At 57.4% G+C, this 12584-nt stretch carries 10 protein-coding genes and 1 pseudogene; 7 read left to right on the top strand and 4 right to left on the bottom strand.

Going from position 1 to position 12584, the window contains the following annotated elements:
- Window positions 1-374 precede the first annotated feature (374 nt).
- The 4 genes and pseudogenes from ACSQ83_RS34640 to ACSQ83_RS34625 all read left to right on the top strand — a co-directional run bounded on the left by ACSQ83_RS34640 (window position 375) and on the right by ACSQ83_RS34625 (window position 4350).
- Window positions 375-2060, top strand: a complete 1686-nt coding sequence (locus tag ACSQ83_RS34640; protein WP_414954760.1) for a SulP family inorganic anion transporter — start codon at window positions 375-377, stop codon at window positions 2058-2060.
- A gap of 193 nt (window positions 2061-2253) precedes the next feature.
- Entirely contained in the window at window positions 2254-2445 is a 192-nt protein-coding gene (locus ACSQ83_RS34635) for a YqaE/Pmp3 family membrane protein (RefSeq protein WP_031360535.1), read from the top strand.
- A 4-nt stretch (window positions 2446-2449) separates the two neighbouring features.
- Window positions 2450-2646: pseudogene (locus tag ACSQ83_RS34630) on the top strand (hypothetical protein); the annotation flags it as partial.
- 549 nt (window positions 2647-3195) lie between these two features.
- Window positions 3196-4350 carry a porin gene (locus tag ACSQ83_RS34625; protein WP_414954759.1) on the top strand — a complete coding sequence of 385 codons (1155 nt, stop codon included), beginning with the start codon at window positions 3196-3198 and terminating at the stop codon, window positions 4348-4350.
- 112 nt (window positions 4351-4462) lie between these two features.
- Here the strand turns inward: ACSQ83_RS34625 and ACSQ83_RS34620 are convergent, their stop codons facing one another.
- The gene (locus ACSQ83_RS34620) at window positions 4463-5788 is read right to left on the bottom strand and encodes an MFS transporter (RefSeq protein ID WP_436231210.1); all 1326 of its coding nucleotides are present in this window, start codon (window positions 5786-5788) and stop codon (window positions 4463-4465) included.
- Window positions 5789-6374: 586 nt separating this feature from the next.
- Here ACSQ83_RS34620 and ACSQ83_RS34615 point away from each other — a divergent pair.
- Complete coding sequence (locus tag ACSQ83_RS34615; RefSeq protein ID WP_414954758.1) at window positions 6375-6827, top strand: CHRD domain-containing protein; 453 nt, start codon at window positions 6375-6377, stop codon at window positions 6825-6827.
- 12 nt (window positions 6828-6839) lie between these two features.
- On the opposite strand, the gene ACSQ83_RS34610 is transcribed toward ACSQ83_RS34615, so the two are convergent.
- The 3 genes from ACSQ83_RS34610 to ACSQ83_RS34600 all read right to left on the bottom strand — a co-directional run bounded on the left by ACSQ83_RS34610 (window position 6840) and on the right by ACSQ83_RS34600 (window position 9333).
- Window positions 6840-7529 (bottom strand): cytochrome b/b6 domain-containing protein, encoded by a 690-nt coding sequence (locus tag ACSQ83_RS34610; RefSeq protein ID WP_436231208.1) that lies wholly within the window; start codon window positions 7527-7529, stop codon window positions 6840-6842.
- 104 nt (window positions 7530-7633) lie between these two features.
- The gene (locus ACSQ83_RS34605; RefSeq protein ID WP_414954756.1) at window positions 7634-9121 is read right to left on the bottom strand and encodes a sodium:solute symporter family protein; all 1488 of its coding nucleotides are present in this window, start codon (window positions 9119-9121) and stop codon (window positions 7634-7636) included.
- The gene (locus tag ACSQ83_RS34600; protein ID WP_414954755.1) at window positions 9118-9333 is read right to left on the bottom strand and encodes a DUF3311 domain-containing protein; all 216 of its coding nucleotides are present in this window, start codon (window positions 9331-9333) and stop codon (window positions 9118-9120) included. Before ACSQ83_RS34600 ends, ACSQ83_RS34605 begins: the two co-directional genes overlap by 4 nt.
- 633 nt (window positions 9334-9966) lie before the next feature.
- Here ACSQ83_RS34600 and ACSQ83_RS34595 point away from each other — a divergent pair.
- A complete protein-coding gene (locus ACSQ83_RS34595; protein WP_414968033.1) occupies window positions 9967-10701 on the top strand; it encodes a Crp/Fnr family transcriptional regulator in 735 nt (244 codons plus the stop codon).
- A 693-nt stretch (window positions 10702-11394) separates the two neighbouring features.
- Entirely contained in the window at window positions 11395-12537 is a 1143-nt protein-coding gene (locus tag ACSQ83_RS34590) for a sterol desaturase family protein (protein ID WP_436231207.1), read from the top strand.
- The last annotated feature ends 47 nt before the right edge of the window (window positions 12538-12584 follow it).

Raw genomic sequence — 12584 nt, 5'->3', positions numbered from 1 at the left:
AAGCTCTGGCGAGCACCGTGCTTTTGGGGCACCCATGAATCAAAACTGCACGCTGTGGACACTTAGGGTAGAGCGGTGAAAGCGTTTTCTTTGCTTCGTTTTTTTCGCTAAGGACCAGGAAATGACGCGCCGCCACGCGCAGTGGCTAATAGTGATAAAGAGATTAGCAAACCTAAGTAGGCCACTAGCCCTGAAAGCATCAACCGGGCATTGACCCTGACCGCCAACGCGGGAACCTGGCAACCCCGGCGCATGCACAATGACCGCGAACTAAGAAGAACCCTTGCTCTACCAAAGCAACTTGCGGCACGATGCGTCAATGAAAAATTCATTTTTATTGGACCATTGGAACCAACATCGTTCGGGGACGCGCAATGCGCTTTAAGTTACTAACGGGCGTATTGCCGCTTGGCCGCGGCGCCGCCCTCCGCGATCTCCTGGCCGGCGTGACACTCGCGACAATGGATATTCCGCAAGTGTTGGGCTATGCGCGCATCGCGGGGATGCCGGCCGTGACCGGCCTTTACACCGCATTTCTACCGCTGCTCGCATTCGCACTCTTCGGCGCATCCCGTCATCTGGTCGTGGCAGCAGACTCGGCGACAGCTACCATTTTCGCAAGCCATCTCTCGACCATGGCCACGGCCGGCAGCGCGCAATACATGGCGCTAGCCGGGGTCGTTGCGCTGCTCACTGCGGGAATGTTGCTGCTCGCGCGGATCTTCAAGCTCGGCTTCCTGGCTGATTTCCTGTCTCGTACGGTCTTGCTCGGTTTCCTGGCCGGGGTCGGCGTCCAGGTCGGCGTCGCGATGCTGGGCGACATGCTTGGCATATCAACAGGGTCGTCGCGCACGCTGGTTCAGATCGAATCAATAGCGCTGAATCTTGCTCACATATCGCTGCCAACGCTGGGTATATCGGCTGCAGTCGTGACCTGTATTCTCGTGTTCAAGCGTTTGCTGCCGCGTCTTCCCGTCGCCATGTTCGCCGTGATCGGCGGCATTGCGGCGAGTTATGCCTACGACTTCGCCGGGCACGGAATCTCGATCGTAGGCCCGGTTGCCGGCGGTCTGCCAGCGCTGAGTTTTCCGCTTGCAACCTGGCAGCAGACGCTGGACCTCGTGCCCGTGGCCGCATCCTGTTTCGTGATGATCATTGCGCAAAGCGTCGCGGCAGGACGAGTGTTTGCAGAGCGCTATCGCGAACCAGTGGACGCCGATGCGGACATCCTGGGTATTGCTGCAGCCAACGCTGTCGCGGCCGTGACCGGGGCGTTCGTGGTCAACGGCAGTCCGACCCAGACCGCCATGGCGGATCGCGCCGGCGCACGCAGCCAGTTCGCGCAAGTGGTGTTCGCGGTCGTGGTCGGTGTGGTGCTGATGTTCTTCAGCAAGTGGCTGCAGTATCTGCCGCACTGCGTGCTCGCGGGCATTGTGTTCACGATCGCGATCGGATTAGTTGATGTCAAGAGCCTCTACGCCATCCGCCGCGAAAGTCCGGGTGAACTTACGCTGGCACTTGTCACGGCCCTGGCGGTGGTGGTGATCGGTGTTGAGGATGGCATACTGTTGGCGGTTGCGTTGTCGTTGCTGCGCCATGTGCGCCATAGTTATCATCCGCACACCATGATGCTTGCGCCCACTCCGGCACTTGACGGACGCTGGGCGCCAGTGCCTGCCACGCCCGGCACCGAGACCGCACCGGGGTTGCTTGTGTATCGCTTTGGCGCAGACCTGTTTTTCGCGAACGATCATTTTTTCGTCGACGATGTGCGCCGCATGCTCGACCGCGCGCCCACGACTGTGCACTGGTTGATCGTGGACGCCAGCGCGATTACGGACCTCGATTATTCGGCGGCCCGGACTCTCGGTGAATTCTGCGAGAGTTTGAAGCAGCGCGATGTCAACGTGCTGTTTGCGCGCGTCAACCGGTATCTGCGAGCCGATATGGACCGTCACGGCATCACCGCAGTGCTGGGAGAATCGCACATCTTCGAGACGCTGCATCAGGCGCTGGTAGCGGCTGGATTCGATCCATCTGCAGTGTCGAATACGCATTGATTGTGCCTCATGGAGATGTAGCCAATCAATGGTTCGAATTGGCATGCGCCCTATGTTCCAAGCGTAGCGCTTGTCGTTGCCACAAAGAAAGGGCTAAAGTTTTGGCCCAGCGGACCGTTATCACGTCCTTGCACGACGAAAAAACGGGGTCGCCGATTCTGGACGGCCTTCTTCTAACACGACGGAAAACTTCATGCGCCTCCTGCTCGCCATTTTCTTGCCCTGGCTCCAGTTCTTCACGATCGGCCGGCCGTTTGCCGGGATCATCTGCTTGCTGCTGCAGATCACGCTTATTGGCTGGATCCCGGCTGCAATCTGGTCGGTCTACGCGCTTAGCGAATACAAAACCGACCGAAAAATCGCACGGGCGGTCGCCGGCCGGTAGGCGGGGATTGGGCAGACAGGGCGCTGAACATACGACCTATGACGACGCACGGGTGCATCGATCAACAGCAATCTCGCCGACTACATCATGGCTGCGGACACGCCGGCGATTACCAGCGCGGTCCTCCACGCAACTGGAGTGCGAGTCCGGTCGCTGCCCGTGATGATTGAGGATTTGTTAAAAGGTAAAAAATACGCATGACAGATCGCGCGCGACAGGGGGCGGAACAATAAAAAATCGACCGGCGGATATTCGCCGTATTAATAGCGGTATTAGCAAGAATCCGCGAATACTGTCGTGTTTTATTTTCTTTTTTGAGTGCCAGAATGGTGCAAATTTTCGCCGGTCGAAACCGTTGCGGTCTATGACTCAGAACACCTGTAAAAGCAATTTATGTTCCGTGAGTTCGTTGCAGAACAGTTAGCACCGACTCGGCACTAGAAAACAACAATTGCGTATGTAGGAGGTATTGAACAAGTTGTTTTTTTGGACTAGATTAACTTCGGCTCGCGTTCTTCACGAAAGTTGTTGCCAAACATTTTCAGTGCGAGTTTGAGACCGCGAGCCTGCTTGCGGTCTCTCTCAATTACAGTGTTTTGACGGGTTTTTTTCATTTCGTTTATTTGTAAATCTATTTAGGTATACCAATCAAAAGAATTGTAATAGACGAACTGCTGGATATTGTCTGAGTACGTTGCAAGAAAAATTTTTTCCCGTGTCTTATTCCCGAGTCTTAGCGTGGAGAAAGAGATGAAGAAGAGAGCCCTTGGCGCGGTCTCGTTGGCGCTTCTTGGTATGGCGGGGGTAGCGCGGGCGCAGTCCAGCGTTACGTTGTATGGAACGATCGACGCGGGCGTGGGTTATGTAAAAACCAGCCAAGGCGCGCGATGGGGATTTATCGATGGCACGTTGTCAGGGGATCGCTGGGGCTTGAAGGGCTCGGAAGATCTTGGCGGCGGCATAAAGGCAATCTTCGATTTAGAAAATGGTTTTGATATTGGCACAGGTCAGCTAGGTCAGGGCGGCCGGGAATTTGGACGTCAGGCGTTCGTCGGCCTGTCAGGTGATAGTTGGGGCACCCTGACGCTGGGTCGACAATATGATCCGCTTGTAGACATGGTTCAACCGCTCACGGCGGACAATTATTTCGGGAGTATTTTTGCGACCCCCGGCGACGTGGACAACTACGACAACAGCCTGCGCGTATCGAACGCCGTGAAGTATGTGTCGCCTAATTACTCCGGCTTGCAGTTCGAGGGGCTGTACGCCTTCAGCGGTCTGGCCGGCCGCACGGGCCAGGGCTATACCTACAGCGGGGCGGTCACCTACAACAACGGTCCGCTCGGTATTGCCGCCGGTTATTTCCTCGCCACCAACCCCAGTCCGACCGCAGGCGCGTTTCGCGACGGATGGGATCCGACTTCATCGTCAGACGCAATCTTCGACGGCGCGATCAACAACGGGTACACGACCGCTAAATCGCTGGGTATAGCGCGTGCGGCCATTCAGTACGCGATCGGTCCTGTCACGGTCGGCGGTTCGTATAGCAACGCGCAATACAAAAGCGACGGTGATTCGACCTTCACAAGCACCGAGAAGTACAACATTGGCAATGCGTTCGTTAACTTCCAGGCCACGCCAGCCTGGTTGTTTGCTGTCGGCTACTCGTATGAGAAGGCGAGCGGCAACACGTCGGCTACTTATAATCAGGCTAGCATCGGCGCGGATTACTCGCTGTCCAAGCGCACGGATCTTTATGCAGTGGGCGCTTATCAGCATGCCAGCGGCAGCCAGCTCAACCCGGACGGCACCACTTCGTCAGCACAGGCTTCGATCGGCTCATATGGCTTTAACGGCACAGCCAGCCAGGAGATGTTTATCCTTGGCATGCGCCACAAGTTCTGAGAGTGATCCGGCGGTTGATGAAACCGAGTAGTACGTAGCATTGTCCCTGGCGGCGCTGCTGGTGCTCGCGCTCGTGGTGAAGGCCCGCGAATGAATACCAACCGCAAACGATTCAATGGTTGATGGTCTCGAGCGCCAGCCCTTTGGTGGAAGGTCCAAGCAGGATCATGCAGATTGCCACCAGCATCGACATGCCGACGAATACAGCCACGCCCGTCACGCCATATCCATGCAGCAGAATACCGATCGCCAGCCCGGCGAAGGCCGCTGAAATCCGGCTCCACGAATACACAAAACCAATCGCGCGCGCCCGCACGCGGGTCGGATATAGCTCGGCTTGATAGCCGTGGTAAGCATAGGACATGATGTTCGCGGCCAAGGTGAACAACACGCCGAGCCCGATCAGGATCCATGGCGTGGAGACCTGGGAAAATATCGCGATCACGATGGCCATCGTGAGAAGCCCACCGCAAATCTGCGTTTTTCTTTCGAGTTTGTCGGCGAACAACATGCCCAGCAGCGGACCAAAGGGGTTTGCAATCGCAATGACGAATGCATATCCGAGGCTTGCCGTGACATGAATGCCGCGATGGATCAGAAGCGTCGGCACCCAGGCGGCGAAGCCATAGAAACCGATCACTTGCGCCATGTTGAAGATCGAGAGAATGATCGTTCGGCGCCGATAACCCGGCGCGAAGATTTCCTTGAGCGAGCCACGTCCTTCTCTTTCAGGCAAGACCGCTTGTGGCGGCGGCAGGATGATGCCCTTCTCCGCAACAACACGGCGTTCGATGTCCGCGACTATCTTCTCAGCTTCATCAGTCCGGCCATGACGCGCAAGCCAACGCGGGCTCTCCGGAATATGTCGACGCAAGATCCAGACAACCACGGCGCCCACGGACCCGATCAGGATTACAACTCGCCAATAGTCGAGGCCGAGCGGCCGCGTCCCGTTCAATGCATACGCGAGAAATGCGACGACCGGTACGACTGCAAACGTGATGAACTGGTTCATCGCGTAAGCTCGGCCGCGCTCCTGGCTTGGGATCAGCTCGGAGATATACGTGTCGATCGTTACCAGCTCGACACCAATGCCAATGCCCGCGATAAAGCGCCATATATCGAGCGCGAACCCGGAAGTCTGGAACGCCATGATGACCGTGCAGACCATGTACCAGACCAGCGACCACGTGAAGATCAGGCGCCGGCCGAACCGGTCCGCAACATAACCCAGCGCGAGGGTGCCCACCCATAGTCCTGCAAATGTGGCGAACACAAAGGTGCCGAAGCCGGCAACGGCAAGAGGCTGGAGAGCAGCAAAGAAGCCTAGCGACTCCGGTTTGAATAATCCGGACTGGATCATCCCGGGCGCAACGTAACCTGTGAAGAACAGGTCGTAGAATTCGAATACACCGCCAAGCGAGATCAGGATGACCATCGTCCAGACCGTACGCGAAGGTGGCAACCGATCAAGCCGTGCCGCGATTTCAGCTGCTTTCCCGCTGGACATGTACGCCTCTTATTTTTGAAAGGACTGTAAAGTCGATTCCCCACGTCCCGTTAGTTTTACTTCTTCATTTGCTTCTTCAATCTCGCACATCATCGCGACGTTCAGCAATGCGGGCGAACACCGACGAATCTCGCACCATTAATACAGGAGTCATACCGTGCGCGGTGAATGCGCGAGGGTAGCGGTCATTCTGCGTTGCGAGCACTGTCTAGTCCGGCAGTACGGCAGGACTCCGCGACTATCGCGACAACACGTGTGAACCTCGGCGCTTCCATGCTTGTCAGATCATTCACGGGCGAGCATGATCTAGCGTGAATTTGTTCGTGAATTCAGTGGGTTCTCAGGCCTTGCGATCTAGCGTAAGTGGTCATGCCGGCTGCTGGCAGGAACGGGCAAATTTGAGTTTTCTCGCCTTCGTGAATTGAGCCCGACGTGAACCTGACATGAACCTAAGGTGAAGCTCAAGTGGTCTTGGCTCAGCCAAACCTCAAACCTATTGACAGGAGATAATCAAATGGATGTTTCCATCTCGCGACGTGCTCTCATGGTTTTCGCCGGCCTCGCGTGTGCGGGGGCGATGACCCTGGCGCAAGCGGCGCCCGTCTCGTTCACCGTGCCGCTCACCGGCGCGCAGCAGGTGCCCCCAGTCCAGACCTCGGGTAACGGCTCGGCCGACATCTCCTACGATCCCGACACCCGCGTCGTCACCTGGACAGTCACGTTCAGCGGCTTGTCGAGCGACGCCACCATGGCGCACTTCCATGGTCCCGCCGCGTCCGGCAAGAATGCGCCTGTGAAGGTCTGGTTGTCAGAGAAGGGCGCAGCCGTCACGAGTCCATTCAAAGGCAGCGCTACGCTGTCGCCGGCGGACGCGCAAGAGTTTGTTGCGGGCCAGATGTACGTCAACGTGCACACCAAGGATCATCCGGGTGGGGAAATTCGCGGTCAGGTAGTGCCGCCGAAGTAACGGACGCCGCGCTCAGAGGTACGTGGCGAGCAGCGTTGCTGCGGTGGCGCTGACAACCATCAAGAGCAGCGCCAATATGACTGACGCTTGCCGGGGCGCGCGGATGCGCTCCGGCAAGCGCTTGCGTCCAGTGAGCATGGGGCGCAGCAGGTTGTGACCCTTGGCGATCGCATAGACGGCGATAGCCAGCACGTGCAGCACCACCGCCGCAAGCAGTACATCCCAAAGGATCGTGTGCAACGCTGTGATTGCGTTGGCGATTGCGGCGGGGACCCATTGCGTCAACGGCCCGTCGCCCGCAACGTCGTTATTGACGTAAAGCCCGGTCAGCGTCTCGCCCAGCAGCAACGCTAGCAGAAGCACGACCATCCAACCGCCCGCCGAATTGTGCCCCACCTGCAGGTCGGCTTCGCGGTGGAACACGTGACGCAGATACCGCCATGCAGCGGCGGGCGCGCTCAAGAAATTGTGAAACCGCGCGGTCTCACTGCCGAAAAACCCCCACAGCAAACGGAACACCACCAGCGCCAGCAGCGTCTCGCCAATGCGGACGTGCCAGTCCATCCAGTTCAGCTTCGAGGTTACGTAGGCTGCCGCCACCAGCACGACGACCAGCCAGTGAAAAAGTCTCGTTGGCATGTCCCAGACGAGCACCGGACGAGAAGGCGGCTCCTGCTGGGTGGCGGGATCGTTGGCGTTCATTCGTTGGCGTTCATTCGTCGGCGTTCATATTGGCTGTGCCGGCGAACTAAGAAAAGAAAGCGCCGGCACTTCAAATCGCGCACCGCTCGATCGACTCAACGGACTCAACGTAATGCGCCATCGGTTTCACGCGCGGCACCGCTTGCAACACGCGGTTGCGTGACCGCACTCACGACTACAAACACGATGATATTCAACGCCAGCGCGAGGAAGCCGATATTGATGTCCTTTGCCGCATCGGGGAGGAACGGAAACATCTGTCCGATGCTCAGGTGCATTGTCGTGGTCGCTACCACAACGGCCACGCCTGCGATGATGCCACCCATGGCGCCCTGTTTCGTTGCGCGGCTTCGTTGCATCAGGCTTGCTATCAACGCAGGGAAGAGTTGTGTCACGAAGCTATAGCCCATCAGCAGCAATGCGACGATCGTATTGCCGCCCTGCAGCGTGAACCAGATCGCAACGAGCGCGACGACTGGCACGAGCCAGCGTGCAAGCCGGCCGACAAATGCATCGGAGGCCTGACGATTCATCGCTCCTCTATATACATCGTTTGCAAGAAGGGTCGACGCCGAGGTAAGGATCATCGAGCCGGGGACGAGCGCCGTCAGCACGCCGGCAGCGCCGATCACACCGACAATCCACGGATCGAAGCTTTGGATGGACAGACGGAACAACGACAAGTCGATGTCGCCGCCTTTCAGGCCCGGCACCTTGAGCGTTGCAGCGAATCCGACGAAAAACACGAACAGCAGGATCAGTTGATACACCGGCAGGATGATCGCGTTGCGCCGGAAGATCCGTTCATCGCGAGCCGTGTACACCGAACCGAACGTATGCGGCCACATGAAGAAACCAAGCGCCGTCAGCAGCACCGTTGACTGGAACCACGACACGCTCGATCCCTTCGCGGGGAAGGTGAGGAAGCCGGGCTTGGCGGCATCGATAGCATGGAACATCGGGCCAATGCCGCCGTAAAGGTGATAGGGCAGGTAGATGCCCAGCACCAGCACGACGCTCAGGATCAGGACGTCTTTCACCACGGAATTCCACGCCGACCCTCGCACGCCCGACAGGATCACGTACGCGGTGACGACCAGCGCACCAATCCACACAGCGATGGTCGGCGATATCACGCCATACGACGCGGTCGCCACGATGATGCCAAGTCCCTTGAGCTGCAGGACGAGATAGGGAATCAACGCGACCACGCCGACCACCGCGACCAGGACGCCGAGCGCGGGGCTATCGTATTTGCGAGCAAAGTAATGGGGCTGGGAAACGAGCCGGTGCTTTTTTGCGTAGCGCCAGATTGGCGGCAGCATCCAGTACGAGAGGATGTAGGCAAGCGTCCCGTAGGCGAGGATGTAGTAGACCGGTGCACCCTTGCCATAAGCGAAGCCGCTGCCGCCGAGGAACGTGAACGTCGTATAGATTTCCCCGGCCATCAGGAGGAATACGAACGCCGTGCCGAAGCTGCGGCCGCCGACAGTCCATTGCTCGAGATTCATGTCGTGACCACGCCGCGCACGTACGCCCAGATACAGCGCCAGCAGGGTCACTGCAATGATGATGAGGAGGGCGCTGCTCATGATCGGGCCTCGCCAGCTTCGTTGACGGCTTGCCGGTTGACCGGATCCAGCCGATAGATGATGCCCATGATGATCGCGCTCAGCACGATCCAGATCACGATCCACGCAAGCACGAACGGCATGCCGAGGACGAGCGGTTCAACCTGATTGACGAACGGAATACCGATGAGAATGCCGATGAACGGTAGCGCCGCCATAATTCGAAAAAGCATGACGAATAACCCCCTTGAGCTGCGTAGCTTTTATCCCGGACCTTCATTTATTTCGCTGACTCTATGCTTTATTCGTTGATTCGGCAAAGCCGATCAAAAAAGCGCAGGGATTTGAAAGGACCTTGTGAGGCTGCAGGGCGGCCGCTCTTTTCCCGGCCACGCCGGATTGAGCAGACATTTCTGTATCACTTTTAAAACGGCCGGGAAATGCTGATGCGACTAGGGTTTTGCCGCCAGCAAACCGGTGCTTTCAAACATCGCTTCAAAACTCGGACGCCCTTCCAGTAAGGCATTGACCTGACGACAGCGTTTGCGCGTTTGATCGGACAGATAGCGTTCATTCGGGTTTGTACTGTTCAAGAGTGAATCAAAAACGTTCTCGTCCCCATTGTGTGCTGCTGCATATCCAACGAGGCTCCATGCTGGTACTGGGTTTCAGAGATCTGGCACGGTCCTCGCTTTATGTGTGGTGCAGCACCAGCCGGAGTCTAAAAATAACCCACGACTTCGGCGAGTCTGCTTACGGGGCTGGTCGCAACATGTCTTCGATGAATGCCGTCAGATGCATCACGAAGACGCGAGGCGGACCAGTATAAAAAATAGGCGCACAGCGCACGAATCAGAGAAAAAATCATGTTGACCCTCAAATCAGACCTGCACGGCAATCATCTGTTGGGCGCGCTTCCGGCGCACGAATGGGAAGCGCTCACGCCGCACCTGGAACTCGTTCAGCTTCGTACAGGCCAACTGCTTTGCGATTCAGGTCAACGGATTCATCACGTGTATTTCCCGACGACAGCCATCATCTCGTTGCTTCACTCGATGGAAGACGGCAGCTCGGCGGAGATCGCCGCGATTGGCCGCGAAGGCATGACCGGCGTTCCTATCCTGACCGGCGGCGACACCATGCCGACGCGCGTTCAGGTTCAATGCCCGGGCTTTGCGTATCGCATGAGCGCCTCCGCTTTGCGCGAGCAGTTCAATCGCTCGGATTTCCTGCGCCGCCTGATGATGCTGTACATGCAAGCGCTGCTGACGCAAATTGCGCAGACCGCTGCGTGCAACCGTCACCATTCGCTGAGCAAGCAGTTGTGCCGCTGGTTGTTGATCGAGATCGACCGTACGCCGTCCAACGAATTCCAGGTGACGCAACAGATGATCGCCGACATGCTGGGCGTGCGTCGTGAAGGGGTCACGGAAGCGGCAGGAAAGCTCCATGACGCGGGCCTGATCCATCACAGCCGTGGTTGTATCAAGGTGCTCGATCGCGCCGGCCTGGAAGCGCGTGCTTGCGAATGCTACGGCATCGTCAAGCGCGAGTTCGACCGGATGCTGCCGCGCGTGCGCCAGGCTGAAGAAGTCTGCTAAGCGTGGTCTTGCTGACGCGAAGCTCAAGCGTGTAGATCGTCGAACGAGTCGAAAAGGTGGGAGGAAGTCGTCCTCTCGGTGCCGAAGAAGGTCGACTCCGTTCCGATCGGCTGCGCGAATTCGTAGATTCAATGCGCCAGTGCGCTTTACCGCTATCTCAGGTAATGCGCCGCAGTCGAATGCTTAGAAAATTCATTCGCCCGTTTCATGAGGTTTCCTTATGAAATCGTATTTGCTCATTCCTCTCGCCTTACTGCGACACGCTAGGAGTCCTTGAACTCCGCCAAAGCCTCGCGGATCGAACCAGCATCCGTCGTGGTGCGACTCGAACTTCTCCTTATGCCCGTGATCTTGTGCGCTGAAAAAGCATAGATAATGCAAGCGTAATCTAAGTGTTGGGCAAGTGAAGCTTTGGCACGATTCACGCTGTCTTTTCGGTTGTATCCACCACGAAACATCGTTGTTGGCGCGCTATCTTGTTGCTTAGCAAGCAGTGGCTGCGTAGATTCTGTACGATGCGAGTCAATCGATGGCTGGCAGCGGCCTTCGCCAAACCAACAGATCTAGAGCCCTATTCCCGATCCTTCTGATACGCCGGCAAGCCTCTCAAGCCAGACCGGCTTGATCACTGGCTCCGCAACCCGGACGCATCGTCTTCTTGTTCAGGCGGGGCCACATTTGCCGAGATTGTGAATGGACAAGATCATCGTCTTTATACTGCCGGTTTTTGTTGTCCTCATCGGGGCCGAGTTTGCTTACGGCTGGTTCAGGCAACGTAATACGTATCGGCTGAACGATGCACTGAGCAGTCTTAGTCAGGGCCTGATAAGTCAGGTGCTGGCGCTAGTCACGCAACTCTTTCAAATCGGTCTGTACATCCTTGTGTTCAACGCGTTGGGGCGAACTCCGAACGTCAGGTTCTGGGACACTTGGTACGGCTGGCTGATCGCCATCGTCCTGTTCGATTTCTTCGACTATTGGCTGCATCGCGCCGGGCATGAGTGCGCTGTCATGTGGGCTGCGCATGTCGTTCATCATCAAAGCCAGCACTTCAATTTTTCGACCGCCCTGAGGCAGGAAAGTACCGTCGCGCTCATCGGCTGGATCTTTTACCTGCCCATTGCGGTGATAGGCGTGCCGCCTGAACAGTTTGGCATTGCCGGGCTTGTTGTCCTCTTGTATCAATTCTGGATTCACACCGAACATGTCGGCAAACTTGGCTGGTTCGATCGCGTGTTCTCTTCGCCGTCCAACCATCGCGTGCATCATGCGGTCAACGACCAGTATCTCAACAAGAATTACGGTGGCATGTTTGTGATCTGGGACAGGATGTTCGGGACATTCGCGGAGGAAGAGGAGCCTTGCGTCTATGGAACGAGGACCCCGCTGCGAAGCTGGGATCCCGGCTGGGCAATCTTTGCGGAATACTGGTCGCTCGTGCAGGCATCGCGTCAAACGAGGTCGTGGGCGGACAAGTGGCGCATCTGGCTCAAACCTCCAGGCTGGCGACCTTCCGGTTCCGGTGCGGACCTTCAGGCAGAACTCGCCGCGCCAGCGTTCGACCTCGACGCAGCCAGGCAGTTGTACGGAGAGCCGCTTGGCACCCGCGCTGCGATATTTGCCGCCGTGCAATTTGCGCTGATGATGGGCGCTACGGCCGGTTATCTCTGGTATGCGGAAGAACTTTCATATGCGAAGGAGCTGGGGCTTACCGCTGTGATAGTCGGCGGACTTTGGGCCTTGGGCGCATACGTGCAACGCCGCGTGAGCGTTATGCCGGTTGTTCTGGTTGACCTTGCGGGCTTAGCAGCTGCGGTCCTGATGTTCAGAGCTTGATTGGGATTTTCTGGCGGCCCGAAGGCGAACGCACCCGCTGACCATCT

Origin of the sequence: Caballeronia sp. LjRoot29 (genome assembly GCF_964252755.1) — a bacterium.
Lineage (GTDB): Bacteria > Pseudomonadota > Gammaproteobacteria > Burkholderiales > Burkholderiaceae > Caballeronia.
This window is presented reverse-complemented; position numbering and strand designations above follow the sequence as displayed.

Excerpts from the sequence above, each read along its gene's own strand:
- ACSQ83_RS34600 (WP_414954755.1), bottom strand. The coding sequence starts at position 9,333 with ATGCTTTTTCGAATTATGGCGGCGCTACCGTTCATCGGCATTCTCATC.
- ACSQ83_RS34625 (WP_414954759.1), top strand. The coding sequence starts at position 3,196 with ATGAAGAAGAGAGCCCTTGGCGCGGTCTCGTTGGCGCTTCTTGGTATG.
- ACSQ83_RS34640 (WP_414954760.1), top strand. The coding sequence starts at position 375 with ATGCGCTTTAAGTTACTAACGGGCGTATTGCCGCTTGGCCGCGGCGCC.
- ACSQ83_RS34605 (WP_414954756.1), bottom strand. The coding sequence starts at position 9,121 with ATGAGCAGCGCCCTCCTCATCATCATTGCAGTGACCCTGCTGGCGCTG.
- ACSQ83_RS34595 (WP_414968033.1), top strand. The coding sequence starts at position 9,967 with ATGTTGACCCTCAAATCAGACCTGCACGGCAATCATCTGTTGGGCGCG.
- ACSQ83_RS34610 (WP_436231208.1), bottom strand. The coding sequence starts at position 7,529 with ATGAACGCCAACGATCCCGCCACCCAGCAGGAGCCGCCTTCTCGTCCG.
- ACSQ83_RS34615 (WP_414954758.1), top strand. The coding sequence starts at position 6,375 with ATGGATGTTTCCATCTCGCGACGTGCTCTCATGGTTTTCGCCGGCCTC.
- ACSQ83_RS34635 (WP_031360535.1), top strand. The coding sequence starts at position 2,254 with ATGCGCCTCCTGCTCGCCATTTTCTTGCCCTGGCTCCAGTTCTTCACG.
- ACSQ83_RS34620 (WP_436231210.1), bottom strand. The coding sequence starts at position 5,788 with ATGGTCATCCTGATCTCGCTTGGCGGTGTATTCGAATTCTACGACCTG.
- ACSQ83_RS34590 (WP_436231207.1), top strand. The coding sequence starts at position 11,395 with ATGGACAAGATCATCGTCTTTATACTGCCGGTTTTTGTTGTCCTCATC.